Source organism: Sphaerochaeta globosa str. Buddy (assembly GCF_000190435.1).
Lineage (GTDB): Bacteria > Spirochaetota > Spirochaetia > Sphaerochaetales > Sphaerochaetaceae > Sphaerochaeta > Sphaerochaeta globosa.
This window is the reverse complement of sequence record NC_015152.1, coordinates 3,242,741-3,268,030: the sequence shown is the minus strand read 5'-3', so window position 1 is coordinate 3,268,030 and position 25,290 is coordinate 3,242,741. Positions and strand designations below refer to the sequence as shown.

General features: G+C 50.7%; 20 protein-coding genes. 13 read left to right on the top strand and 7 right to left on the bottom strand.

From position 1 onward, the window contains the following. The first annotated feature begins 37 nt into the window (after nucleotides 1-37). Together SPIBUDDY_RS15275 and SPIBUDDY_RS15270 are read left to right on the top strand one after the other, a co-directional pair. Nucleotides 38-1,267 (top strand): DUF6930 domain-containing protein, encoded by a 1,230-nt coding sequence (locus tag SPIBUDDY_RS15275; RefSeq protein ID WP_013608666.1) that lies wholly within the window; start codon nucleotides 38-40, stop codon nucleotides 1,265-1,267. A 9-nt stretch (nucleotides 1,268-1,276) separates the two neighbouring features. After that, entirely contained in the window at nucleotides 1,277-2,212 is a 936-nt protein-coding gene (locus SPIBUDDY_RS15270; RefSeq protein WP_013608665.1) for an AEC family transporter, read from the top strand. Between the two features lie 4 nt (nucleotides 2,213-2,216). On the opposite strand, the gene SPIBUDDY_RS15265 is transcribed toward SPIBUDDY_RS15270, so the two are convergent. The 6 genes from SPIBUDDY_RS15265 to SPIBUDDY_RS16095 all read right to left on the bottom strand — a co-directional run bounded on the left by SPIBUDDY_RS15265 (nucleotide 2,217) and on the right by SPIBUDDY_RS16095 (nucleotide 9,875). Beyond that, the gene (locus tag SPIBUDDY_RS15265) at nucleotides 2,217-2,552 is read right to left on the bottom strand and encodes a cupin domain-containing protein (RefSeq protein ID WP_013608664.1); all 336 of its coding nucleotides are present in this window, start codon (nucleotides 2,550-2,552) and stop codon (nucleotides 2,217-2,219) included. Nucleotides 2,553-2,567: 15 nt separating this feature from the next. Continuing rightward, a complete protein-coding gene (locus SPIBUDDY_RS15260) occupies nucleotides 2,568-3,545 on the bottom strand; it encodes a Gfo/Idh/MocA family protein (protein ID WP_013608663.1) in 978 nt (325 codons plus the stop codon). 74 nt (nucleotides 3,546-3,619) lie between these two features. Beyond that, on the bottom strand, nucleotides 3,620-4,408 hold the full coding sequence (locus SPIBUDDY_RS15255; protein ID WP_013608662.1) for an IclR family transcriptional regulator: 789 nt from the start codon (nucleotides 4,406-4,408) through the stop codon (nucleotides 3,620-3,622). A 4-nt stretch (nucleotides 4,409-4,412) separates the two neighbouring features. Then, nucleotides 4,413-5,816: a glucuronate isomerase gene (gene uxaC, locus SPIBUDDY_RS15250; RefSeq protein WP_013608661.1), complete on the bottom strand. Its 1,404-nt coding sequence runs from the start codon at nucleotides 5,814-5,816 to the stop codon at nucleotides 4,413-4,415. A gap of 26 nt (nucleotides 5,817-5,842) precedes the next feature. Next, the gene (locus tag SPIBUDDY_RS15245; RefSeq protein ID WP_013608660.1) at nucleotides 5,843-7,369 is read right to left on the bottom strand and encodes a UxaA family hydrolase; all 1,527 of its coding nucleotides are present in this window, start codon (nucleotides 7,367-7,369) and stop codon (nucleotides 5,843-5,845) included. Between the two features lie 16 nt (nucleotides 7,370-7,385). Continuing rightward, nucleotides 7,386-9,875 (bottom strand): tagaturonate reductase, encoded by a 2,490-nt coding sequence (locus SPIBUDDY_RS16095; protein WP_081454667.1) that lies wholly within the window; start codon nucleotides 9,873-9,875, stop codon nucleotides 7,386-7,388. 87 nt (nucleotides 9,876-9,962) lie between these two features. Between SPIBUDDY_RS16095 and SPIBUDDY_RS15235 the strand changes: the two genes are divergently transcribed. From SPIBUDDY_RS15235 to SPIBUDDY_RS15225, 3 genes are all read left to right on the top strand, one after another. Beyond that, the gene (locus SPIBUDDY_RS15235; protein WP_172634211.1) at nucleotides 9,963-13,154 is read left to right on the top strand and encodes a helix-turn-helix domain-containing protein; all 3,192 of its coding nucleotides are present in this window, start codon (nucleotides 9,963-9,965) and stop codon (nucleotides 13,152-13,154) included. An 81-nt stretch (nucleotides 13,155-13,235) separates the two neighbouring features. Then, entirely contained in the window at nucleotides 13,236-13,550 is a 315-nt protein-coding gene (locus SPIBUDDY_RS15230; protein ID WP_013608657.1) for a PadR family transcriptional regulator, read from the top strand. Next, a complete protein-coding gene (locus tag SPIBUDDY_RS15225; RefSeq protein ID WP_013608656.1) occupies nucleotides 13,550-14,098 on the top strand; it encodes a DUF2812 domain-containing protein in 549 nt (182 codons plus the stop codon). The genes SPIBUDDY_RS15230 and SPIBUDDY_RS15225 overlap by 1 nt, the downstream gene beginning before the upstream one ends. Here the strand turns inward: SPIBUDDY_RS15225 and SPIBUDDY_RS15220 are convergent, their stop codons facing one another. Beyond that, nucleotides 14,099-15,307 carry a hypothetical protein gene (locus SPIBUDDY_RS15220; protein WP_013608655.1) on the bottom strand — a complete coding sequence of 403 codons (1,209 nt, stop codon included), beginning with the start codon at nucleotides 15,305-15,307 and terminating at the stop codon, nucleotides 14,099-14,101. Between the two features lie 280 nt (nucleotides 15,308-15,587). On the opposite strand from SPIBUDDY_RS15220, the gene SPIBUDDY_RS15215 reads away from it, so the two are divergent. The 8 genes from SPIBUDDY_RS15215 (at nucleotide 15,588) to SPIBUDDY_RS15180 (ending at nucleotide 25,283) form a co-directional block, all read left to right on the top strand. Then, on the top strand, nucleotides 15,588-16,511 hold the full coding sequence (locus tag SPIBUDDY_RS15215; protein ID WP_013608654.1) for an ABC transporter permease: 924 nt from the start codon (nucleotides 15,588-15,590) through the stop codon (nucleotides 16,509-16,511). Between the two features lie 10 nt (nucleotides 16,512-16,521). Then, on the top strand, nucleotides 16,522-17,430 hold the full coding sequence (locus SPIBUDDY_RS15210; protein WP_013608653.1) for a carbohydrate ABC transporter permease: 909 nt from the start codon (nucleotides 16,522-16,524) through the stop codon (nucleotides 17,428-17,430). Between the two features lie 62 nt (nucleotides 17,431-17,492). Further along, nucleotides 17,493-19,070 carry an extracellular solute-binding protein gene (locus SPIBUDDY_RS15205; protein ID WP_013608652.1) on the top strand — a complete coding sequence of 526 codons (1,578 nt, stop codon included), beginning with the start codon at nucleotides 17,493-17,495 and terminating at the stop codon, nucleotides 19,068-19,070. A gap of 81 nt (nucleotides 19,071-19,151) precedes the next feature. Next, the gene (locus SPIBUDDY_RS15200) at nucleotides 19,152-20,252 is read left to right on the top strand and encodes a glycoside hydrolase family 88/105 protein (RefSeq protein ID WP_013608651.1); all 1,101 of its coding nucleotides are present in this window, start codon (nucleotides 19,152-19,154) and stop codon (nucleotides 20,250-20,252) included. Between the two features lie 263 nt (nucleotides 20,253-20,515). Then, entirely contained in the window at nucleotides 20,516-21,598 is a 1,083-nt protein-coding gene (locus SPIBUDDY_RS15195) for a BMP family lipoprotein (RefSeq protein WP_013608650.1), read from the top strand. Between the two features lie 112 nt (nucleotides 21,599-21,710). Beyond that, on the top strand, nucleotides 21,711-23,231 hold the full coding sequence (locus SPIBUDDY_RS15190; protein WP_013608649.1) for an ABC transporter ATP-binding protein: 1,521 nt from the start codon (nucleotides 21,711-21,713) through the stop codon (nucleotides 23,229-23,231). Then, nucleotides 23,228-24,349: an ABC transporter permease gene (locus SPIBUDDY_RS15185; RefSeq protein WP_013608648.1), complete on the top strand. Its 1,122-nt coding sequence runs from the start codon at nucleotides 23,228-23,230 to the stop codon at nucleotides 24,347-24,349. The genes SPIBUDDY_RS15190 and SPIBUDDY_RS15185 overlap by 4 nt, the downstream gene beginning before the upstream one ends. Before the next feature lies 1 nt (nucleotide 24,350). Beyond that, nucleotides 24,351-25,283, top strand: a complete 933-nt coding sequence (locus SPIBUDDY_RS15180; RefSeq protein ID WP_013608647.1) for an ABC transporter permease — start codon at nucleotides 24,351-24,353, stop codon at nucleotides 25,281-25,283. Nucleotides 25,284-25,290: the final 7 nt, after the last annotated feature.

The following is a 25,290-nucleotide window of genomic DNA, read 5'->3' as shown; positions in this document are numbered from 1 at the left end:
GCTTTAATATACACCATGGTAACTTGTGTCGATTACCATGGCAAGTACCAAAGGCAAGGTCATTGGACAAGCCTCGGGATTTTTGTATGATGAGCCGATGGAGAAAATTATGGATACCCATACCTTATACAGCCTTGCCAAAGCCTATACCGATGCTGCTGTTGCTTCGGTTTTCTCAGAGAACGACCTCATGTGTGTCATTGCCCAAGACAAGACTCCCTACTATGTTTCGCTTGTCGATTCCGCCTTTGCAGCGTATCGAGGGGAGAAAGGCCTTACCGGATACCTTGCTCTCTCACTTTCCGATGAACAGAGTGATTCGTTTGAGTATATGGAGATGGAACAGGAGCAGGAATGCCTTCTGTGCCTTCTCAACAATACAAGACAGGATATTGAGGATGCCGATTATCAGGCTATTGTAGAGAGTGGAGTTCCATTCGAGGATGGTATGTATCCACAGTTCCGCAGCAAGCTGCAGTACCGATACCCTTGGTATATTGAGGAGAGCGAGGGTAGTGACCTCATTCTGATCCTCCGTGCCGTTCTTTTTGCAAAAGAGTACTTCGCCTCCTATAAGAAGACGGGCAAGACCAATTCTTTCTCCTACTGGCTGGATTCCCTGAACCTCAAAGAGAGTTCAGACAAAGAGTACATCCCCTGCATTGAAGAGCGGGATGGAACCTTTATTGTCACCGCAAAGATTCTGCAGGATGAAGCCTATGGATTCTCTTATCCCCAGGCATTCTTCACCGACGAAGAGAAACAACGCACGTATAAGCGCATGCGTTCAAAACCAGGAAAGATATTGTATGTTGCCACCGGGATGCTCCCCGAGCCGTTGCTTGGAGAGAAAGGCGGCCGACCGCTCTTTCCAATTTTCCAACTGGTGTATGACCCCCAGGCTCACCAGATCCTTGACATCTTCATGGTGGAGGATTATGAGAAAGAACACGGGTCCTTTATCAGCCATCTGCTGGAAATCTTTGAGAAAGAAGGAAAGCCGCAGGCTATCCACTGCTTTGGAAAGCGTACGCTGCCCCTCTTGGAAAAGATTGCCCCCCAGATGGGCATCATGGTAGTTGAAGGGGGACAGAATGAGGAACTCAATTCCATTCTGATGGATATGATGCATGACCTATTCGTTGAAGAAGGGAACGCCCATGAGCACCATCACCACCATGAAGAGGGCTGTTCATGCAATCATGACGGGGAACATCACCACCACCATGGGGATGGTTGCTCCTGTGACCATCATCACGAAGAGTAAGGGCCTGCCATGATATTTTTTACCGCATTCTCAGTCCTTTTTCCTTTGTTTGCAAAGATTGGCCTTGGATATGGTATTCGGAGCCTCAAGATTCTCTCTGAGAAAACCCTTAAGGAAATGAACAACGTGGTGTTTCGAGTCTTTCTTCCCACGCTGCTCTTCTCCAATATCTACAAGACTGATTTTTCCACCATCACTTCTTTCAACCTGTTGTGGTACGCAGTGCTTTCCTTGGTAGTGATGGTAAGCTTCTATATGCTGCTGATTCCCCGTTTGGAATCGGAGAACAGTAAACGAGGAGTATTGGTCCAGGGTATTTGTAGAAGCAACTTCATATTCTTCGGCATGCCGATGGCCGCCACCTTGTATGGAGGGACCAGTGCAGGTATCGCCTCCTTGATGGTAGGGGTGGTGGTTCCGGTAATCAATGTGCTCAGTGTCGTTGTTTTGGAATACTTCAGGGGAAAAAAACCTGATGGGAAGAAAATTCTCAAAGGCATTGTCCTCAACCCGATCGTCATCGGGGGAGTACTGGGACTGCTGTGTGCCATCACCGGAATCAAACTGCCTCAAAGCCTTGCAGGCGTAGTGTTTGAGGTAGCAGAGATTGCAACACCGCTTTCCCTGATCGTCCTGGGTGCTTCGGTGACCTTCTCCTCGGTCAAGGTGAACCGTAAGCCCTTGGTCATCGGGGTGCTGAATAGGTTGGTGATTGTTCCGGCAATCGGAATCACTGTGGCAATTCTTGTTGGATTCAGGGACCTTGAGTTGATCCTCTTGATGGCCATGTATGCCTCTCCGGCGGCTGTGTCTTCCTACACCATGGCCCAGCAGATGGATGGGGACGCAGAGCTAGCGGGGCAGATTGTCGTATTTACGACAGCCCTGTCCCTGCTCAGCTTATTTTTCTGGATTTCACTGCTCATGGCCTTGGGGTATTTCTAGGTCCCTATTGGTCTCCACGCTCGGGGACGATGCAGATAAAGACAAACTTCTCATCTCCTGCATTTGAGACTTGGTGGTCGGCGTCATCAGGTACGTAGGCCACCGAACCTGGGGTAAGCGGATAGTCCTTGCCTTCCATAAAGAGGTTTCCCTTTCCCTCGACTGCATACAGGATATGCTGCCACGGATGGGAGTGATGAGGGGCTTTACCCCCTTTCTCCAACGTAAACATCCGCATTACATGGTCCTTCCAGCCCTCTTTGGGGCTGACTAGGACCTGCTTGGTCACATATTCTGAAATCTGTTTTTTCTCGATGAGGTCGCGATGTGAAACAAACATGGTTTTCTCTCCTTCCTATACTCTGCCGATCAGACGATCAAGAACAAAATCGGTTCGCATCCCGGACTCACCGGTACTGGGACAAGTCCCCTTGCCGAGTAATTGGTCCACAATAGTCTGAATCAGAGGCTGGGCGACATGCTGCGGCGGTTCCGGAACAGCAATGGTTTGTACGCCCTTTTCGGTAGCAATCGTAATCGGCTGGGAAATATCCAGCACCGAGTAGGAAATACGGGCCTGCTCCAGATAGATGTGGGTTGTATCCTCATCCTTGAATGTATTGAAGCACCATAGCCCGGTACCCGGAATTCCTTGTTCTGTCTTGAAGTGTCCATATACCAAATCATCGGCACTATAGACCTTACTCTGGTTCATAGCCTCCCCATAGGCTTCACTGATGGGGCCAAGCAACCAGTCGATGAGATCAAGGGCATGGGACCCAACATCATGAAACTTTCCACCACCGGAAACTTCGGGGCGAACCCGCCAGGTTCCGCCATTCTGCTTGTCCTCTTCCTTGATGGCCTGCTGCATGAAAACATGCACCGCCCTTACGTCTCCGTACTGTTTGCTGTCTATCATATCCTTGATCATCAGGTACTTGGGAAGAGCTCGGCGGTAGTATGCACTGAAGAGGGGAACCCCTTTCTGCTTGCAGAAATCGACCATCTCCTTGCTCTGATACGAGGTGATGCCCAGCGGCTTCTCGCAATAGACCGGTTTGCCGCTTTTTGCAACCATCATGGTATAGGTAGCGTGGGAGTCGGGATGGGTGGCGATATAGACGGCATCCACTTCATCATCGTCGATTAGATCTTGGGCATTGTCATACCACTTCGCTATCCCATGGCGCATGGCATAGTCTCGGGCTTTTTGCGGTGTACGACTCGTTACAGCAACCAAGGTCGAGCCTTCGGCTTTCTGAAATCCAGGGCCACTCTTTACTTCGGTTACCGAACCGCAACCGATCATACCCCAACGAATTTGCTGCATGGCAGTCCTCCTGATACGATGGTACTCTACCAAGAAGAAAAAAACATCCCCGATTATTCAGCTCTGGCTTGTTTTCAGTTTTCCGTACAGCCAAGCAGTCTCGAAAGGCTTGCACAGGCTGCCAAAATTGAGGTGACGATTCTCTGCTTCTCTTCAGGATTGAACCTGAACAGCGGCCAAGAGACACTCATTGCGGCTACCGCCTTGCCTGTATAGTCCTTGATCGGAGCACCGATGCACAACGTTCCCATTTCGTGCTCTTCGTTGTCCCAGGCCCAACCTTGCTTGCGAATCAGGGATAGTTCTTCCTTCAGTGTTTGTCCATTACGAAGCGTGTTCGGGGTGAAGGGCTTGAGATGCACCCTGCCCAGATAGTCATTCAGCTCCTTGTCCTTCAACTCACTGAGCAGGATCTTTCCGATGGCTGTACAGTACAACGGAATCGTCTTTCCCACACGCGAGTACATGCGGATGGTGAAGGAGGACTCTTTTTTCAGGATGTATACAGCTGAATCATCCTCCAAAACACCCATGTGGACCGTCTCGCCCAGTTCTTCGCAAAGCTTCTGGGCGATAGGATTTGCAATCTGGATCAGATCGATATGCTCAAGACCATGGGAGCCTACGCTGAACATTTTCAGCGTAAGGCTGTACAGGTCGCTGGGATCGCGATAGACATACCCGAGGTTGACCAGGGTAGAAAGGAACCGAAGCAGGGTGGCTTTTGGCAATTTTGTTTCCTTTGCCAAGCTTTCCAGATTAATCGTCTGATGTCTGGAGAGCGTCTCAAGGATGGCGATGGTTCGTATGACCCCGCTGGTTTGCTGTTTCTCATTTCCTGTATCGGTTTCTTTCTTTGCCATCGGTTTACCCCTCGAAATAGGCTTTTGCATTCCCGAAGGAAATATTCTTCACCACATCGCCAAGCATCGGCAGGTCGTAGGGGACCTCGCCTTCCTCGGCCCAGGTGCCGAAGATGTTGCAAAGGATTCTTCTGAAGTACTCGTGTCGTGAGTAGGAGAGGAAGGATCGGCTGTCGGTAAGCATGCCGATGAAACGAGGGAGCAATCCGACATTTCCGAGAAGTCTCATCTGCTCTTCCATACCATCCTTATGATCGGCGAACCACCAAGCGGAACCGAGCTGCATTTTACCCGGGATACCATCCTGATAACAGCCCATCAAGGTTGCCAGCGTATAATAATCCTTGGGATTGAGCGAGTAGAGGATTGTCTTGGGAACCTCACCGGTTGCCGAGAGATTATTCAGAAAAGCTGAAAGAGAGGTGGCAAGTTCCTTATCGTGGGAAGCATCATAGCCGGTGTCAGGTCCAAGGGTATTGAACATCAGCCCATTGTTGTCACGGATGGCCGCAAAGTGCAATTGCATTGCGATGTCCCGCTTTGCATAGGCACGGGCAAGATGTGTGAGCACAAAGGTCTTATAAGCCTCCACTTCATCATAAGAAAGCGTTGCACCCGCCAATTTCTTGGCAAAGATTGCATTCACATCGCTTTCGCTCTTGAAGATGGCGGGAGCGGTTACCAAGGCATGGTCGGAAGCCTTGCAGCCCATGCTCACAAAGAAGTCGAGGCGGTCGATAAGGGCATCGACAACATCGCTTGCCTTCTCAATTTTCTTGCCCGAAGCCTTGGCCAGGCTGTCGATATAGGAGAGAAAAGTCTCCTTCTCAATGTTCAGGGCCTTGTCAGGACGGTAGGAGGGAATTACCTTCGCAGGGAAGTCGGATTGCTTGGCAATCTGAGCATGATAGGCAAGGTCGTCGGCAGGATCGTCGGTGGTTCCCACTGCATAGACCTTGAACTGCTTCATGATACCCTTGACCGAAAGGTTCTCATTTTCCTTGAATTGGCGATTGGCCTCTTCGAATATGGCCTTTGCGTTCTTGGTGTTCAATACCTCGTGGATGCCGAAGTACCGCTGAAGCTCCAGATGGGTCCAGTGGTACAGCGGATTGCCCAAGGCGTTTTCCATGGTGGAAGCCCAAGCCATGAACTTGTCGAAGGGATCGGTGTTTTTGCCGGTAACCAGCTCTTCGGGAATCCCATTGGCACGCATGGCTCTCCACTTGTAGTGGTCACCGCCAAGCCAGGCATCGGTGATGGTGGTAAACTTCTTATTGTTGGCGATTTCGCTCGGATTGAGGTGACAGTGATAGTCAAAAATCATCTCATCCTTGGCATAGTCATGGTAGAGAGCCTGAGCGGTCTTGGTCTGCAGTAAAAAATGTTCATCCATAAACTTTTTCATGATGATTCTCCTTATTGTACGTGTCCTCAGAGGATGACCCCGTCCTTGAACAGCGAAATTTCTGCGTATCCGTTCTCTTCATTCTTTGCCAGCGATTCTCCGCTTGCAACGCTTTGGATAAGGGAAAGAAAATCTGAAAGCACACTGGTTTCAGGTTCCTTGAGAAGCCGCCCGGCGTCGAAGTCGATCCAATTGGCCTTTTTCTCTGCAAGCTCGCTGTTCGAGGAAATCTTGATAGTCGGCACCGGAGCTCCAAGAGGGGTTCCCCTGCCGGTGGTGAACAGAATGATATGTGCTCCGCAGGCCGTAAGTGCTGTGGTGGAGACAATGTCATTGCCCGGACCGTTAAGCAGATTAAGCCCCCGCTTCTTAATCCGATCACCATAGCCCAGGACATCGGTGATCATAGCCTGACCGCCTTTCTGGATGCAGCCAAGACTCTTGTCCTCAAGCGTTGAAATGCCGCCGGCCTTGTTTCCCGGGGAGGGATTCTCATAGACCACCTGGTTGTGTTTGACAAAGTACTGCTTGAAGTCGTTGATCAAGGAGACTGTCTGGTTGTACACCTGTTCATCCACCGCCCGGTTCATCAAAAGCTGCTCGGCACCGAACATTTCGGGAACCTCGGTCAGGATCCCCGTCCCACCCATTGCAGTCAACTCATCGCAAAAACGGCCGACCAAAGGATTGGCGGTGATACCGCTCAGTCCGTCGCTTCCGCCGCACTTGAAACCTACGATGAGACTGTCCATACCGACATCCTCTCGAACATCGCCCTTCATGGTTTCATAGAGCTCGGTGAGCAAGCGCTTACTCTCAGCGAGCTCGTCGCTGACTTCCTGGGTGGTGAGAAACTTCACCCGATTTTCGTCAACGTTCCCAACAAGAGCTCGGAAAGAAGCCGGGGTGTTGTTCTCACAACCGAGAGAGAGGACCAACACACCGCCTGCATTAGGGTGGTGGACAAGGTCTGAAAGAATGGTACGCGTCGCCTCATGGTCGTCTCCCAGTTGGGAGCAGCCGTACGGGTGAGACCAGACATGGATGCCATCGTAGAATGGTGCTTTCTTTAGGTTTTCCTGTGCCCAGGCTACCAAATTTTCAGCAATCTTGTTGACACACCCTACGGTGGGGACAATCCAAAGTTCGTTACGGATGCCGATGGCCCCGTTGCTTCTTCGGTAGGCCTTGATGGTAGGAACCTTGTTTTCCCATACCTTCTTGCGCTCTGCTTCTTTCTGGGCGAATTGCGCTGACAGCGTGCGGTCGTACACATAGGTGGCATTCTCGGAAAGCAAGGTCTTGATATTGGTGGCATGAACATGCTCGCCGCTGGCTATATCCGTTATGGCATAGCCGATTGGAGCACCATACTTCATAACCTTCTCCCCTTTTGCAAGGTTTTTGAGTGCGAATTTATGTCCAGGGGGAATATCAGTTGCCAAGGTAATCTGGAGGCCTGCAACCTCCACCACATCCCCTTGTGACAGGGGACGGATGGCGACTGCAACCGAGTCTTCGGGATGTACCTTCAAGACGGTGTAGGTCTGCATAGTTGCTCCTTCTAAATTATACGAGAGAAGCGACGGCCTGCTTCATGCCGACAGTCCAAATGGCCTCTAGGTTTGCGGCCACGGCTTTCTCAAGCCCTTCGACCTTGGTCAGATCTTGTGACCACCAAGCGGTATTGGACAGCACAGCCTTTGCAAGACGCTGGGACTTGGCCTTCGGATTTCCTTTCTCAGCATAGAGAGCAGCAAAGGCGGCAAGGATTTCAGGACTGTCCTGGATCAAGTAGGTTTCTGATGCCCTGGTTCCCTTCAGAGATGAACCTTCATAATCGGTCCCTTCGTAGAAACTGATCAGAGCAGAGAGAGAAAAGACCAAACGCTTGGGCAGCTTGCCTTGCTTGGTGAAGTATCCCAGCAAGGAAGGGAGGTTTCTGGTCTTGAACTTGGAAACGGAGTTCAGTGAAATGGAGAGCAGCTGATGGGGATTGTACGGATTCTCAAAGCGCTCCAACACATCTGCTGCATACGCCTCGAGTTCCTCTTTCGAACCATCCATCGAGGGGATGATCTCCTCAAAGATTCCCTTGTACATGAACGGGTAGAGAAGGGCCTTGTCGGCAATGCAATCCTGAACGGTCTCATGACCTGCCTGATAGGCTGCAAGTACGCTCATGGTATGCGCACCATTGAGAATGCGGACCTTGCGGGTGCGGTAGAAGCTCATATCGTCGGTCCATACCACATTCAGGCCTGCTTTGTTGAACGGCAGCTCATCCTCGTGGAAATTCTTATGACATTCAATGACCCACAGGTGGAAGATTTCTGCTGAATCGAGGAGGTTGTCCTGGTAACCGAGTTTGGTGCAAATTGCCTCGGCTTCGGCTCTGGGATAGCCGGGAACGATGCGGTCGACCAGGGAGTTGCAGAAATCACAAGCTTCGTCGAGCCAAGTGGTGAAGCCTTCTTCGAGCTTCCACTCGGTTGCATACTGCTTGACGATGTTCTTCAGGTTGTCCCCGTTCTTGTCGATGAGCTCACAGGGAATGACGATCAGGCCCTTGTCCAAAGCTCCTTCGAAGGCTTGGTAGCGCTTATAGAGGAACGCGCAGACTTTGGCGGGGAAGGAAAGCGGCGGCTGGTCGGCCAACGTGTCCCCGCTGTGGTAGCTGATGCCGGCCTCGGTGGTGTTGGATACGATGAAGCGAAGGTCTTCGCTGGAGGCAAGCTTCATATATTCCTGGTAATCGTCGGCCATGAACGGGTTGAGACAGCGGCTGACGCTGTTTATGGTCCGATACTCCTCAACGGTCTTCTTGTTCTGTACGCCCCTGAGGACTGTGGTATACAAACCATTCTGAGCATTGATCATATCACGCAAGCCTCGATCCAAGGGCTGGACGAGCACTACGTTTCCGTTGAAGTCGGTTTTCTCGTTGAGGATGTCGATCATCCAATCAACGAACGCACGAAGGAAGTTTCCCTCACCGAACTGAAGAACCTTTTCTTTTCTTGCTACACTCTGGTGTACACTGGTGATTGGTTGCATGGTATTTACTCCTTTGCTGTGTTGATGTGTTACGTACTTTTTTTTTCTACCATACAGAACATGGGCCATGACGGCACACGTACTCTGCTGAAATACGATTCCAAAGATAACAGGGAGGGCGGTCTCGGCGGGGAAGTAGGCGATTGCCAGTACCAAGGCTGCACTGATGTTGCGCAGCGATGATGCGAAGGTAATGCTTTTGCTCTCTTCCTCTGCAAGGCCGGCAATTCTGCCAAGGGTATGGGAAATCGGATAGCCGATGACAGCCAGAAAGGCGCAGGTCAGGGCGATGGGCAAGTAAGCCCATGAGGCATTGGCCAAAAGACGATCCGAAACTTGTGCTGTATTGATAATAATAATGATAAAGAGGCCGATTTTTGAAAAAGGCTTGAGGCAGGGGGTGATATGGTCGTTCACCTTGCCCTTGGTAAGATTGTTGATCAGGATGCCTGCTACCGAGGGGATAACCACCATCAGAACAAGCGAGGCCATCATGCCCGCAGTATCGATACGAACCGAAGTGTTGGCAAGCAGGCTCACCGTGTAGGGGGTGAGAATGGGTGCAAGCAGGGTAGAGACCAGAATCAGTGTTAGGGAAAGGGCTCCGTTTCCTTTATAGATACCGCTCCAGATGTAGCCGGTTATTGCAGTGGGTATGGACATAAGCAAAATCAGACCGGTTGCAATCTCCTGTTGGTCCTTGAACACTACAGAGGCTACTGCGTAGGTAAGCAGGGGCATGACAAGGTTTGCCCCGATGACGAACACCAAAATGGCTTTAGGCTTTTTGACTACCTTGAAGAAATCGTTTGAATTGATGCCCAATCCTCCGATGAAGGTAATCACTGCAAAGAGGATGGTAACCGAAGGTTTCATCCATGCAACCCATGAACCAAGCAGAAGGCCCAGTACAACCCCACTGGGGGTAAGCAGCGGCATAATCCGGTCCAGATGAAAGTTCATGCGCCTGAGCGCTGCCTCGATGGGTTGAAATTGAAACATCGTTCCAAAGAATACCCTTCTCCTTGTTGGACTGTCAAGGCGAAATAACCTATGCTATAGTAAGACTGCCTGAAAAGGAGCCGCATGGTGCCCGAATCCCGACACAAGAAAATTGCCTTGTTACTCGCTTCCATTCATACCGGAGCCTCGAACGAGCTCTGGAGTGAGATAGCAAGGCTTGCCAAGACTTCTCATGCGTCCCTGTTTGTGTTTCCCGGGGGAAGGCTTGAGTGTGAGGAGAACCAAGAGTATCTTCGCAATGCCATCTACCCGCTGGTCAACGCCGACAATGTACAAGGAGTCCTAACCTGGGCTTCCGCGCTTGGCGGTTCTGTGCGGGTTGAGGAAGTGCAGACCTTTCTGGCAACCCTTGGAACGCTTCCTTGTGTCTCCATCGGTATGAAGCGAAAGGGCTATCCTGCGGTTTCCTTCGATGCTTATGCTGGAGTGCAGAGCGTCATTCTGCACTGCATCACCAAACACAAGAGCCGTAGAATTGCCTTTATCAGAGGGCCCCAGAACCATTATTCGGCGCAGGACCGCTATCGCGCATATTACGATGCGCTTGATCAGACAGGCTTGGTTTTCGATCCGCGATTGGCCTCCGACCCGCATCCTTGGACCGAGGGAGCCGCTGCCCTTTCCCAGTTGGTTGAAGAGCGGGGTCTCATACCAGGCAAGGATTTTGATACGCTGGCCTGCTCGAGCGATATGATGATGTTCGCCGCCGGAAAGCAGCTGGAAGCGTTGGGGTATTCCATACCCGGCGATGTCCGCATCGTTGGCTACAACGATAGCAGTGAAAGCCACCTGCTCAGGGTTCCTTGCACCACCGCACGCATGCCGGTCACCGAGCTTGCCCATATGTCCTTCGAACTGCTTTCCAACCTGCTTGAGGATGATACTGCCCCAAGCTTCGATATCCTGCTACCTTCACATCCGGTCATTCGGCAATCGTGTGGGTGCACCCACTCATTGGGCAGTACTGAACAAGCAAAACAAAGTGTGGGAACACCGTCCCTATTTTTAGCTTGGCTGGTACAAAGTTTCAGAGTCCACGATGCGACGATTCCCAGCATACAAAGACTGCTTGACGAAGCCGATTCTGCCGACGAGTTGTCCTATCTGTCTTTGGCAGAGGACTTGGTGTATCGGTTTCTTGATCGTGGAGGGGATCCAAACCTCCTTTCAGAAGCGTTGCATTGGTACACTACCTTCTTCGCCTCAGAGGCTTTCAAGCAACATAGGGCCAATTCGCTACGAGACCTTTTTTTACGTCAACGCGACTTGGTCGCACACCAACATGCCTATGCCTTATCTGTTCAAGCCAAGAGTCTTGATGCATTGAAGTGCGACCTTTTGGGGGTACGCAACCTCTCCTCAATTCCTTCTTTGTTGGCAACCCATGTTCGTAGTCTTGGCTTGGAAGCCGGGTATTTGGTGCTCTATGAGGACGACGAGAACAGCACTTTTATCGGAGGCTACGACGGGCAAGTCCATTTGGAAGGACAGCAGACGTTTGCCAAGCATATGCTGCTTCCTCCAAGCATCCAGAGCAATATCACCGAGGGTGTGTATGTGATAGAGCCACTGTTTATGGATAACCAACCACTTGGATACTTGGTGGTACGTACTACGTTGTTCAGCGGCAGTGTCATGGAAGAGCTCAGAACCGCCTTGAGCTCGGCAGTCAAGGGGACTTTCCTGCTGGATGCGGCCAACAAGGCACGTGAGGAAGCCGAACGCGCTCAGCGCGCCCGTACTGAGTTCTTTGCCAACATCAGTGAAGGACTGCGCAACCCCCTGGAGTCCATTCTGTCCTTGATGCAGGACAAAGATGAAACGTTGAAGGAGCAGGTTGGGGAGCAGCTTCGTACTGCCACCCATCTGCTGGATCTCACACTCTCCTATACCGGGGCTTTTGAGTTGGAACGCACCATTTTCAGTCCCTCTTCCTTGCTTTCCTCGCTGAAAGCCTCTCATGCGTTTAGTTATGAAGGGGAGGTCGAGCTTCCTGTCCTCCTGGGGGATCGGGCCAAGATTACCCAAGCGTTTGAGATAGTTCTGCAGTATATCCAAAAACAAGGGGGACAGGTTACCATCAGGGCTGAACTGCAAAGCCAGGGCCTTCAGTTCTCCTTCATCAGCTCCCATCTTGCATGGAAAGCCTCGCTGGGTAATCAGGATCCCTCACTTTCGCTTGCACAACGCATAATCCTCATGAGTGGGGGGTTGGTATCCCTGAAGGACAACCAAATCATGTTCCGTCTTGGTTGGCCAAGTTTGGGAGGAGACAGCATTGCATCTTCCTCCTCGGATCTCATGTACATCGGTGGTGAGTCGGAGAGTGAAGTCCCTTCCTTGTTCTCAGCTTTCAGCCAAGTCAGGCTGATGCATTCCTCATTGTTGAACAAGCAGAACCTTTCACAGCTTGAGGGTTGCATTCTTGGCTGGGATGGACAGCGCAGTTCTGCTGAGTTGCAGCTGGCACTCTACCTTTTGGCGCATCATCCAAGGCTTTCCAAAACTCCGATGGTCTGCTTTCACGCCCCCCAGGGATATGAAAGCCTTTCCTCATCGCTGGCCTCAAGCAAATTGGGCAACCAAGAGGACGGTGTTCTGGTGCTGATGGGAGCATTGGGCCATTCGTTGGCCGGACAGTTGGGCATGATGGACAATGTGGTCTTGTGCTCGAAGCAGGAAATCGAGGGTGTATATGCAAACAACAAGGTACGTCTATTGTTCAGCGATATCTTCGACCCGGTACTGTATGAGCAGCTTCGAAGGCTTTCTGTGGCTCCGATTGTCATCGTGCGGGAGCATTGGAAGCATGAGGAAGCCGAGCAGCTGAGTCTTATCCCCCGCCTGATCATAGCCCATCGCTGTGTGGTGGAAAGCAGTGAATTTCTCGCCCGCATTGTCCTTCTGCTTACCCATCAGGAGATTTTGCCTCCTCTGACCGGAGCTTTGGTAAAGCGTGCCATCGTCTACCTTGGTGAGCATGCAACAACTCCCATTTCCCGCTGGCAGCTAGCTGAGGCTGTCAATGTCAGTGAGGACTACCTTACCCGAATCTTCCGCAAGGAAATTGGCCTTTCGCCGTGGGATTACCTGAACCGCCATCGCATCCACTTGGCGACCAATCTGCTCAAGCAAAGCACTCTTACCATCAACGAGGTGGCAAGCCAGACGGGTTTTCAGGACCAAGCCTACTTTTGCAGGGTGTTCAGGAAAATCAAGGGCATGGCACCCACCAAAGTCAGAACCACAGCGCCCTGATGGGTGGTACTTGACGAAGAAATACGCTTTGCTCTACTATATCGCAGTGCGATGTATTGCACCTCGATATAAGGTGGTTGTATGGATGCTCATATCCGCAAAGTCTATGTCCCCATGACCGAAACCGGCTTCTATATTCTTTTGTGCCTGCAGCAAGAAATGCACGGCTACAGCATTGTACAAAAGGTGAAGGAGTTGACGAATGCAGAAATTCTGCTCAGTCCGGGGACCATGTATGGAAGTCTTTCCAAAATGGAAAAAGATGGATTAATCCGCTTTGTACGAGAAGAGGAAAAGAGAAAAATCTATCAGATTACCAGTCTTGGACTCGAAGTGCTCAACAAGGAACAAGAGCGTATTGCGCGTCTGTATCGGACGATGAAGGAGGTTTTGTGATGTCACAGCATAAACGGGAATTTAAGATATTTTCCATTGTTGAGTATGAGCAGGAACAGGAGTACTTGCGCTCCCAACACAAGAAAGGTTGGAAACTGGTCCATCTGACCTTTCCCGGTATCTACCGTTTTGAGGCCTGCGAGCCTGAGGACGTGGTCTATCAGTTGGATTATCATAAAGAAGGGTTGGGCTCACAGGATTCTTATGTCCAGATATTCAAGGATTGCGGATGGGAATACCTGTTCGACTTCTTGGGCTACAGCTATGTAAGAAAACCTGTCACCCACATGCAAGGCGAAGAGGAAATTTTCTGTGATGAGGCTTCACGCATGGATTTCATCGGCCGTGTCTTCAAGGGCCGCATGGTTCCTCTTTTGGGCATGTTCTTCCTGGTCATCATCCCTCAGACCATCCTGCAGGCCAGCTTCCTGAAATCCGAGCCACACAGAACGTTGTTTTATATATATGTAGTTCTATTTGCACTCTACCTGTATATCTTTATTCGCTTCTCATTGCAGTACCGCAAGCTCAAGCAACGGCTCAATTGACTACCGGATCCTGATGATTCCTCCTGCATTGACTGAAAGAGCCGAAGCGTTGGTGAATGAATCGTTGATTTCCAAAAGCACGCCTGCAAAGGTGGTGAAGTTGGGATTGATCAAGTAGTTGAACGTACCAATAAAATCGATGCAGAACTTTTTCGGCGTCTCGGAGATATCCACATCGAATGAGAGCAGTCCATCGACATACCATGGAGCACTTGGCGGGAGGTAACGTACCTTTCCCTGTAGATTGGTACTGAAGAGGAAGGTTGTGCTTCCATCAGACAGGAAGCCGGGAGAGAGGGTGATGCCTGCCTGGTAGTACAACTGGTCATGCATGGTGAAGTCGGCATATCTTCCTGCTAGGTCCAGATACATGGAGAACTCGGTGCTTGGCGACCAGTATGACCGATACTCCAATATCGGCCGCAATCTTGCCTCGGCTTCCCATCCATAGAACATTCCTTGGTACCGGGCTGCATCGAACTGATAGGTTTGCGCTTGGTCGAGGAAGAGGAACTCGAGCATCTTGTCCGACGCTCCATACGCATCAGCCAAGGCCTGGTAGTAGGCCTTGTAATTTTCGGTGGTGTAGTCAGTGAATCTATTCAGGTACTCGGCTCTCCGATAACGAACCTTTGCAGCTTCTTTCAGACGTTCAGATGTGGGATCAAGTCCAAGATACCTCATGGCGAGCTCCATCTGCTTCAGCAGTGTGATGGAGTAAATCCTTCCCACGCCAATTGCACCATACGGGGCGAAGTCCATTGAGGTAGTGCCTGAGGTAGTGGTAGAGAAGGCAAAATCTTGTATGCCGAAGCCGTAGAAGCCCTGCATGTCTCCAAACTTCAGCGAGTAGCTGCTGTAGGAGCCGCTTGCATCGATGTCAAGCGAGAAGCCGCCACTGCCGAATGACACGCTGTTGAGGTCGGCATCCAAGGAAAGGGCATTCGATTCTGTCTGGGAGAACAAGGTATAGGAGGAACCTGCTCCAATGTTGAAATCGAAGGCTGCTGTTGGAGCCAAGTCAACTACGATGCGTGCCGCCGAGTTTCCTCCAAGGCAACCAAATACGAATAGACTATCATACTGCATTGGTACGACGAGGCTGTACAAATCCAGTTCTGTAACAGCTTCCACTGATTCTGTTTGTTCAGCAATTACTGTTGGCAAAGAAAGAAGAAGAATCAAAGCAACAACAACAATTTTCTTCATGATGTTCTCCTTTGTATGGGATTTATCGTTCAAGACTTATCCCCTTTCGAGAAAATTGCACGAGAATTCGCCCCTTTTGTCTCTGCTACATTTTACTGCTTATGTCATAATTTTGGTAATATATCACGCATACTATGTGCCTTGATTCACCATGGTACTAGGACTCAAAATCGCTTGCGTTGAAGGAATCCAAGGGGAAAAAGTCGGAAAAGTGCAAGAGCCTCTCTGCATAATCCCCTTTCCTTTGCCCTATGATTAGGGTGTAAGGATGCATAAGCACATGGCAGAAAGAAGCAAATTCAATCAATTGATGCGGGACATCAAGCGGCATAGATCAGTCTATATCCTGCTTGCAGTCCCCTTTGTGTACTACATACTTTTTAAGTACGTACCCATTTTTAACGGACAAATTGCCTTCAAGGATTACATGGCCCTTGACGGGGTATTGGGAAGCCGGTGGATAGGGTTGGAACACTTCAAGACCTTTGTAAACTCCTACTACTTCGTTGAACTGCTGCGCAATACCCTGATGTATAGCTTTGGCAAGCTGGTTTTCAGTCTTCCGCTTGCCATCATCCTGGCCATCTCCATCTATGAGAGCAATCATCCCAGGCTGAGCAAGCTGGTACAGACCTTGGCCTACCTTCCGCACTTTCTCTCCTGGGTAATCATGTATGGTATCCTTCTGGCCCTGCTGGCTCCCGGTGATGGAATCATGAATGACATCATCAAGCTTTTCGGCGGCAAGCCCATCGATTTTTTGACGAATACCAATGCCTTCCCTTGGATTGTCATCCTCAGTGATGCCTGGAAGGAGATGGGTTGGAGTGCCATTATTTTCATTGCCGCCCTGATGGGCATCGACCCGTCGCTGTTCGAGGCTGCCCTGGTCGAGGGTGCGAACTCATGGCAACGGGTGCGGTACATCACCCTCCCTTCCATCAGGCCGGTCATCGTCATTGTTGTCCTGCTCAGGCTGGGAACTATTTTGGATGCAGGCTTCAACCAAATCTTTATGCTCTATTCGACACCGGTTCTCTCGGTTGCCGACATCATTGATACGTGGGTGTACCGCCAAGGTCTGCTGGAATTCCAGTTCGGACTCGCAACGGCTGTCGGTTTGTTCAAGGGGGTCATCGGCATGTTCCTGATCCTTGGATCCAATCGTTTAGTCAAACGCTTCGGCGGAAATTCACTCTACTAGGAGGTCGATGATGATGAAAAAACCCAACCGAGTCACCTCGGTCACCGTAAGACCCACAGCAGCCGACCACAGTTTCAACTTTGTTGTCGATGTCTTTCTTGTTCTCTTGCTGATTATCATTGCTGTTCCGCTGTGGAGCACGATAACCCTCTCCTTCAGGCCAAACGATTATATCGGCAACAATTTGGAGGGTATGTTCCTCGCTCCTTGGAATTGGTCAACCTCGGCATATAAGGCATTGCTTGGGAATGCCGGCTTTATTTTGGCATTCGGCAACAGTATCAAGATTCTCATCGGTGGTGTGATTACCGCCCTGCTGTTGACCATTCCTTTAGCGTATGTGCTTTCGATTCACAGCCTGCCCGGCAGACGATATTTGAACCTGTTGATCATTATTCCTTATGTATTCAATGTTGGGATGATTCCTTCCTACCTCTTGGTTACCAACCTTGGCCTGATCGACAAGCTTGCCGCCGTCTTTCTTCCTGGGGCTATAAGCACCTACAACTGCCTGATCATGCGATCCTTCTTTGAGGGGATCCCCAATGAGTTGAAAGAATCGTCACGCATCGATGGAGCCTCGGAGATACAGGTATTACTTTTGATCATCCTGCCTTTGAGCAAGGCGATCATTATGACTATCGGACTGTTCTACGGGGTATCGTTCTGGAACGACTTCTTCCATGCAATGCTCTACCTCAACAACAACAGCCTGCAACCGCTGCCGATTCTGCTGCGCAACATCCTGATGGCCAGCGGCATGAACGAATACGTAGAGGTGAACGCTTTCGGTGATGCCCCGGTTGCTGCAATAAAGGCCGCTTCGGTCTTTATGAGCGCAATCCCGATGATCATGGCGTATCCGTTCATCCAGAAGTATTTCACCAAGGGAACCTTGCTGGGAAGCGTTAAGGGCTGAGCCTGCTTTCCGGTTTGATGTATGTATGTTTGATTTGGTATTTCATTAAGGAGGATTTGATTATGAAGAAACAGTGTATCGTATGCATCGCCCTCATCGCGTTGCTATCTCTCGTCTCTCTCCCGCTTTTCAGTCAAGCAACTGCCGAAGCTGCAAAGAGCGCTGGTCCTGTGACCGTTGAATTGTGGTATGGTGCGGCAATCACCGAAGCCGGTCCGCCACCGGCTGACTGGGTTGGTTTCCAGATTATCAAGGACAAGTTGAACATCGATCTTAAGCTGACCGCGCTTCCTTCCAATGAGAGCGACCAGGACGTGAAGGTGCAGGCTGCAGCCGCTGCCAACAATCTTCCCGACCTGTTCATGGTCCGCCGCGATGTGCTTACCCGTCTGGTTCCCCAGGGCTTGATTGCATCGGTCGATGACATCTATGCAAAAATGCCGATTCGCACCAAGAATCACTACGACGATGTAAGCCGCAGCCATGCCCGTTTCAATGGCAAGACCTATGGTCTGTCCGATCCGGGTTCGATAATCAAGAACGAAGGCCTTTTGGTCCGCAAAGACTGGTTGGACAACCTTGGTCTTGCTGTTCCCACCACCACCGATGAACTGTTGGAAGTCATGCGTGCCTTCACATTCAAGGATCCGGATGGAAATGGGAAGAACGATACCTATGGCTATGGAGCTTTCCAGGAACTCAACAACTACGAAGCTTGGCCCGGGCGCCGTCTTGAGCCGATCTTTGGTGCATTTGGTGTAGATGGGACGTGGAACATGTCTGCCTCCACCGCTGGTCTGAACCTCCTCAAGCCCGAGTTCTATGATGCTATGTCCTATCTGAAGCAGATGGTTGACGAAGGCATTATCGATCCCAACTGGCTTGCCTATAAGAAGGACGATTTCCGTGCTGCTTGGAAGCAGGGTCGCTTCGGCCTCATGCGCGAGCAGAATGCTGCTTTTGCCGCTCAGTCCAACTATGCCCCGTTTGACAAGAACTTCCCCGACGGCCAGTGGATCGTCATCGATGCTCCGAAGGGACCCAAGGGCGAGGCTTCAATCGGACCCTACACTGCCAACTTCCGCATCTATGCTATTAGTGCCAAGGCTGAGAAAGAAGGCAAGAAAGAGAAAATTGCAGAACTTTTGGAGTGGATGGCTTCTGATGAAGGCTACTATCTGCTCGGTTGGGGCGTCGAGGGCGTGAACTATACCAAGGATGCCAATGGCATTCCTGTAGCAGCCAACCTTCCTGATGCAAACCTTGCTTTCAGCGCTCCTGGTGGTCAGACGGTCACTCAGCTGCGCAACATGGTGTTCTACAACGGTGACATCGAGCTGTATGCCCGCTATCCGAAGTACACCACTGCGACCAGCAAGAAGCAGATGTCAGCCCTTGATGTCATGCGCGAGATGCAGACCAAGGAATGGACAGCCGCCATTGGTTCGGATACCCTTCCGATCCCCAATGCAGACCTCAAGCGCTTCTACGAGCAGGGTCTGAGTGAATTCATCACCGGTAAGCGTGTCCTGAATAAGGACAACTGGAACAAGTGGCTTGACGAGTTCAAGAAGCTTGGTGGACAGGACTGGAATGACAAGGGCGTTGCCTTTGCCAAGGAAAACAACCTGCTCAACTAGCAGCAGCTTGCACGAATGGTTCCGACCACCTCCTTGTAGGAGGGGGTGGCCGGTTTCACGCTCGACAATAGGAATATACGCATGATGGACTGGGGTGAACACCTATCACTGGCTATGGCCGAAAGTGTGGTTGCACGATACAAGCCTTCACAGATGCGCTGGCATTATGAACATGGCTTGGCAATACACAGCTGTCTGCTGGTGGGAAAAGCGTACGGGAAGAAAGAATTCTTTGATTGGGCATATTCGATGTATGACCCCATAATCGCCAGTGACGGCCAGATCGCCACCTATCGGATGGGTGAGTACAATCTTGACCAGATCAATGCGGGAAGGAATCTGTTTGCCCTGTATGAACAAACCAAGGAAAAGCGGTTCTTGCTTGCAGCAAAGTTACTCAAGCAACAGCTGAGCGCCCAGCCCAGAACCTTGGGTGGAGTATTCTGGCACAAGGAAATCTATCCTTGGCAGATTTGGTTGGATGGTGTCTATATGCAAGGGCCCTTCAACGCCCAGTACTGCAAAGTCAGCGGTGACACTGCGGGCTTTGACGATATCGTTGACCAGGTGCTGAAGGTATATCAGGCACTGCATGACGAGAAGACAGGTCTTTTGTATCATGCCTATGATGAGTCGCGAGGGCAGCGGTGGTCGAATCTTGAGACCGGGCTGTCTCCCCACTTCTGGGGACGGGCCATCGGTTGGTATTGCATGGCAATCTTGGATAGTTTGGATTTCATCCCTGTCACCCATCCAAAGCGGGGCGAACTGGTAAGAATTCTTCTGTCCGTGCTCGATTCCTTGCTCACTTTCCAGGACGAGAGTGGTATGTGGTATCAAGTGGTGGACAAGGGGGGACAGGACGGCAACTATCTGGAGACCTCTTGTACCGGTATGTTTGCCTACAGCCTGCTTAAAGCGCTGCGTACCGGGCTTAGCTCCAAGGACCTTTATCGCAAACAGGCCCTAAAGGCTTTGGAGGGAATAAAGTCCACGTATTTGCGAAGTGATGAAAAAGGTCAGTTGCACCTCGGTGGTATTTGCAGTGTGGCAGGCTTGGGAGGCAATCCTTATCGTGATGGCTCATTCCACTACTATATATGTGAGCCGGTGGTGGAGGATGACTTCAAGGGGGTTGGGCCTTTCATTCTAGCCTGCCTGGAAGCAGAACAGAGTCGATAGGACTCATGGCGAAAGCTCCCGCAAGGGAGCTTTTTTGTCACAAAATGTAGTGTTTTCTCTTTGTTTGTCGTGTAGTGAACACGACATTGATTTCAATCAGCCACCTTTATTTACTATGAAGCGATAAGTGTTGTTTCTCAAATGGTTTGTGTATTTTTCTCTTGCATGTGACTACATTTCTTTGTTTGACAAGGCTACAGGGTGATTGTAGAATGATGCTACATAGACTCTTTGTGAATAAACACAAAATAGGAGAGAACGGAATGAAGAAACTGACTGTTGTGCTTTGTATCTTCCTGTTGCTCGGAACCGTGGCATTTGCCCAAGGTTCAAATGAGGGCGCAGCCAAAAAGAGCAATCTTCGCGTCGGAATGGTTACCGATGCTGGTACGATTGACGACAAATCCTTTAACCAGGGCACCTGGGAAGGCATCCTGAGGGCGAGCAAAGACTACGGTCTTGATGTCAAATATCTCAAACCCGCCGGAACTACTGAAGCTGACTATCTCAAGGAAATCGGCAACCTCGTAGACGCTGGTTACAATTTTGTAGTCTGCCCCGGATTCAAGTTTGAGACCGCGTTGTTTGAAGCCCAGGACAAATACCCCAATGTAAAGTTCGTCATTCTTGATGGCGAGCCGCACAATGCCGACTACTCGGTCTTCCGCATTGAGAAGAACGTTGTTGCCGTCTATTGGGCAGAACATGAATCCGGCTTCCTCGCTGGCTTTGCAGCAGCCCTGCAGGTCAAGGAAGGCGATTTCGGTTTTGTCGGTGGTATGGAAATTCCCGCTGTCCAGAAGTTCAACTGGGGCTTCCAGCAGGGCGTCAAGTATGCCAATGCAACCTTCGGTACCAAGATTGTCATGAAGCAGGAAAACAACCTGTATCAGGGCAGTTTTGACAACGTAAGTGCAGGCCAGCAGATTGCAGCTTCCATGTACGACCGCGGTGTTGACGTAATCTTTGCAGCAGCTGGTGGCGTCGGTGTCGGCGTTATCAACGAGGCAAAGAACCGTGCTTCCAGCGGCAAGAATGTCTGGGTCATCGGTGTTGACGTAGACCAGTACCCTGAAGGCCTCATGCCCAGCGGAAAGTCCATCATTCTCACCAGTGCGATGAAGTACCTCGACCGTGCTTCCTATGACATGATTGAAGCCGAGCTGAATGGAACCTATCCTGCTGGACAGGTGCTCCATCTCGATGCCACCAACGACGGCGTTGGTATTCCTGTACAGAATCCGAACCTCACCAAGAACGTGACCGATGAAGTTGCAAAGGTTTACGCAAAGTTGAAGAGCGGAGAGATCAAGGTTGCTGCTGTCGGCGACGGACTGTTCAAGTAAGTGCTTTCTTGATGCTATAATCAAGGGCCACCTTCAATCGGTGGCCCTTCTGTGCTACCTACGGTATTGTATATATCACACGCCCAGCGTGTCCTCATAGGGGAGTCCACCGATGAGTCATGTCATTGAAATGTTGAACATTCGCAAGGAATTTCCCGGTATCGTCGCCAACGATGATATTACCTTGCAAGTAGAGCAGGGGGAGATACACGCCATTTTAGGCGAGAACGGGGCAGGTAAGTCCACCCTCATGAGTATTCTCTTTGGCCTCTATCATGCCGATAAGGGAAAAATCATTGTGCGAGGGAAGGAAGTACATATCCATAGTCCCAACGATGCCAACGACCTTGGAATCGGCATGGTGCATCAGCACTTCCAGCTTGTGCACAACTTTACTGTTACGGAAAATATCATTCTTGGAAAGGAAGGCAAATTCTTCCTCGACCGTAGAGGTGCTTCCAAGAAGATCAAGGCCCTCTCTGAGAAGTACGGGCTGAATATCGATCCTGATATGGTCATAGAAGACATCACCGTTGGAATGCAACAGCGGGTTGAAATCCTGAAAATGCTCTATCGTGATGCAGAAATTCTTATTTTTGACGAACCTACGGCAGTGCTGACCCCCCAGGAGATCGAAGATCTGATGCAGATCATGCGCAACCTGGTAGCCGAAGGCAAGTCGGTCATTCTCATCACCCATAAGCTCAATGAGATTAAGGCTGTGGCTGACCGTTGCACGATCATCCGCCGTGGGCAGTTGATTGGTTTGGTTGATGTCAAATCGACAAGTGCCTCCAAAATGGCTTCGATGATGGTCGGCCGACCGGTAAATTTCAAGGTCGACAAGAAGCCGGCCCAAGTCGGCAGAGTCATTTTGGACCTGCATGACCTCAAGGTTTTGAATAATAAGAAACTGGTTGGCGTAAAGGACTTCTCGCTCTCTGTGAAAGCCGGTGAGATAGTCGGCATAGCCGGTGTGGACGGCAACGGCCAGACCGAATTGATAGAAGCCATCACCGGACTGAGGTCTATTGAGGCTGGCACCATCACTCTGGACGGCAACGATATTACCAATGCCGATGTCAGAAAGCGCAACGAGATCGGTATCGGTCATATTCCGGAGGATCGACAAAAGCGTGGCTTGGTCATGGCGGCTCCTCTCTCTAGTAATGTTGCCATCAAGGAGTACTATCACAGCCCGTTCAGCAAGAATGGACTGCTCGATGCAGAGTACTTGCATGAATATGCCCAGAAGGTTATCGATCAGTTTGACGTACGCAGTGGTGAAGGCATTTACTCTCTTGCCGGGAAACTCTCCGGAGGCAATCAACAGAAATTGATCGTCGGACGCGAGGTAGTGGCCGATCCCGAACTTCTGATTGCCGTCCAGCCCACCCGCGGGTTGGATGTCGGTGCCATTGAATATATTCACTCGCAGCTTGTGGCACACCGGGACAAGGGACACGCTGTCTTGCTTGTGTCCTTTGAACTGGACGAGATTTTCAATCTCTCCGACCGGATTGCCGTCATGAACAGCGGGGAGTTGATTGATGTAGTGAAGACTACTGAGACCAATGAGGAGGAAGTCGGTCTCATGATGGCGGGTGTGAAGCGTAAGGAAGGTGCCCAATGAAACCAATAAAACAGCGTGAGAAGCAAAGTAATGCCTTCCTCGTCGCCGCGAGTGCAACAGTCCTGGGGCTGCTCGCCGGTGCGATTCTGATGGCCTCGATCGGTAGCAACCCGTTTTCCGGATTCTGGTATTTGTTCCGAGGCGGCCTGATGAATATCGAGCGCATCGGCAATACGCTTGCAACGGCGACCACCCTGATGTTGGTAGGCCTTTCTGTGACATTCGCTTTTAAGACCGGTCTGTTCAATATCGGGGCTTCCGGGCAAATGCTCATCGGAGGTTTGTGTGCAACCTTGGTGGCTCACAAGGTCTTCCTTCCCCGTCCTCTTTTCTTGATTGTGCTCATCGGCGCAGCCCTTTTGGGTGGTGCTCTTTGGGGAGTGATTCCTGGATTCCTCAAGGCAAAGTTCAACGTACATGAGGTGGTTGCGGCCATTATGATGAACTGGATAGCCTACTGGTCGATCTACTATTTCATCCCCGCCTTTCTGAAAGGACCATCGCTGGAGACTGAGAGTGCCAGTATTGCCGTAAGTCAATCCATGCGCTCGCCTTGGTTGACCAAGCTGTTCAATGGTTCCTATATGAATTTGGCCTTTTTTGTCGCTATTGCAGCTGTGATTATTGTCAAGTTTATTTTGGATAAGACTACCTTGGGCTTTGGTTTGAAGGCGGTGGGATCGAACAGGTTCTGTGCCGAATATGCAGGGATTAAGGTGAACCGCAACGTGGTCATTTCCATGATGATCGCCGGTGGTCTTGCCGGCCTTGCAGGCCTTTCCTTTTATACCGGATACTCACGAAACATGCAGATCGGTGTCATGCCGGCACAAGGTTTCGATGGTATTGCCGTTTCCTTGTTGGGAGCCAGCACCCCCCTTGGTGTTTTGCTCAGTTCGTTGTTTTTCGGTATTTTACAGTCGGGCAAGGGATTCATGAATGCCATGACCAGCGTACCGCCTGAAATTGCCGATACCATTATTGCGGTAATTATCTATTTCACTGCAACGAGCGTGCTGTTCAAGCGGTTCTGGGATGCAGTGCTGAAGAGGCAAGGGAATAAGGCGAAGCGTAAAGCAGCACTATCAGAGCCCGCAGTGAAGAAGGAGGGTCAATAATATGTGGAATACCCTAGTCAGCATTTTCCCCTATGCCATTGCCTATACCATTCCCATGTTGATGACCTCCTTAGGGGGCTTGTACAGTGAACGAAGCGGTGTCACCAACCTCGGTTTGGAAGGCTTGATGTTGGTAGGCTACTTTGCCAGCGCCATAACCATCAAAATGACTGAAGCCACCTTGGGTGTGCAAGCCCTTCCTGTCGGTATTCTTGTCGGTGTTGCTGCAGGAGCGATATTCAGCCTCTTGCATGCGTTTGCTTCGATCAACTTGAAAGCAGACCAGGTCATCAGCGGGACGGCCATCAACATGTTGGCGGCTGCTTTGACCGTGTACCTGGCCAGAACCATCAGCGGTAGCGGAAACGTCCGCATCCTGATGGGTATCGTGCGCAAGAACATTCCTGTTCTTTCACAGATTCCCATCATAGGGCCGCTCTTTTTCAGCCAATCCTATTGGACTACCTGGCTATGCCTGGCCATTTGGGCACTTTCCTGGATTTTGCTGTACAAAACAAGTTTCGGCCTGAGACTCCGGGCGTGCGGTGAGCACCCTTCAGCAGTAGCGTCTGCTGGTGTAAATGTCTATCGAATGCGCTATTTCGGAGTAGTCATGAGCGGTGCCTTGGCCGGCTTGGGTGGTTCAGTTATCCTGATCACCTATTCAGGAGAATTCAATGGTACGGTAGCCGGTCTGGGCTTCCTCTCCATTGCAGCCTTGATTTTCGGACAGTGGAAACCACTGGGGATTTTGGGAGCAACCTTTTTCTTCGGCATTGCAACGACCATTGCCAATGTCAGTCAGGTCATTCCCTCGCTGTCTGTCATCCCCCCCGTTTTCTTCAAGGTCTTCCCCTATATGGCAACCTTGCTCGCCTTGGTGCTTTTCTCGAAGAACTCTGCAGCCCCGAAGGCCTCGGGTGAACCTTTCTAAGTAGTAC

Coding starts and splice junctions, on each gene's coding strand:
- SPIBUDDY_RS15180 (WP_013608647.1), top strand. CDS start 24,351: ATGTGGAATACCCTAGTCAGCATTTTCCCCTATGCCATTGCCTATACC.
- SPIBUDDY_RS15185 (WP_013608648.1), top strand. CDS start 23,228: ATGAAACCAATAAAACAGCGTGAGAAGCAAAGTAATGCCTTCCTCGTC.
- SPIBUDDY_RS15270 (WP_013608665.1), top strand. CDS start 1,277: ATGATATTTTTTACCGCATTCTCAGTCCTTTTTCCTTTGTTTGCAAAG.
- SPIBUDDY_RS15245 (WP_013608660.1), bottom strand. CDS start 7,369: ATGCAGACCTACACCGTCTTGAAGGTACATCCCGAAGACTCGGTTGCA.
- SPIBUDDY_RS15260 (WP_013608663.1), bottom strand. CDS start 3,545: ATGCAGCAAATTCGTTGGGGTATGATCGGTTGCGGTTCGGTAACCGAA.
- SPIBUDDY_RS15210 (WP_013608653.1), top strand. CDS start 16,522: ATGATGAAAAAACCCAACCGAGTCACCTCGGTCACCGTAAGACCCACA.
- SPIBUDDY_RS15220 (WP_013608655.1), bottom strand. CDS start 15,307: ATGAAGAAAATTGTTGTTGTTGCTTTGATTCTTCTTCTTTCTTTGCCA.
- uxaC (WP_013608661.1), bottom strand. CDS start 5,816: ATGAAAAAGTTTATGGATGAACATTTTTTACTGCAGACCAAGACCGCT.
- SPIBUDDY_RS15190 (WP_013608649.1), top strand. CDS start 21,711: ATGAGTCATGTCATTGAAATGTTGAACATTCGCAAGGAATTTCCCGGT.
- SPIBUDDY_RS15275 (WP_013608666.1), top strand. CDS start 38: ATGGCAAGTACCAAAGGCAAGGTCATTGGACAAGCCTCGGGATTTTTG.
- SPIBUDDY_RS16095 (WP_081454667.1), bottom strand. CDS start 9,875: ATGTTTCAATTTCAACCCATCGAGGCAGCGCTCAGGCGCATGAACTTT.
- SPIBUDDY_RS15255 (WP_013608662.1), bottom strand. CDS start 4,408: ATGGCAAAGAAAGAAACCGATACAGGAAATGAGAAACAGCAAACCAGC.
- SPIBUDDY_RS15225 (WP_013608656.1), top strand. CDS start 13,550: ATGTCACAGCATAAACGGGAATTTAAGATATTTTCCATTGTTGAGTAT.
- SPIBUDDY_RS15265 (WP_013608664.1), bottom strand. CDS start 2,552: ATGTTTGTTTCACATCGCGACCTCATCGAGAAAAAACAGATTTCAGAA.
- SPIBUDDY_RS15215 (WP_013608654.1), top strand. CDS start 15,588: ATGGCAGAAAGAAGCAAATTCAATCAATTGATGCGGGACATCAAGCGG.
- SPIBUDDY_RS15230 (WP_013608657.1), top strand. CDS start 13,236: ATGGATGCTCATATCCGCAAAGTCTATGTCCCCATGACCGAAACCGGC.
- SPIBUDDY_RS15200 (WP_013608651.1), top strand. CDS start 19,152: ATGATGGACTGGGGTGAACACCTATCACTGGCTATGGCCGAAAGTGTG.
- SPIBUDDY_RS15205 (WP_013608652.1), top strand. CDS start 17,493: ATGAAGAAACAGTGTATCGTATGCATCGCCCTCATCGCGTTGCTATCT.
- SPIBUDDY_RS15195 (WP_013608650.1), top strand. CDS start 20,516: ATGAAGAAACTGACTGTTGTGCTTTGTATCTTCCTGTTGCTCGGAACC.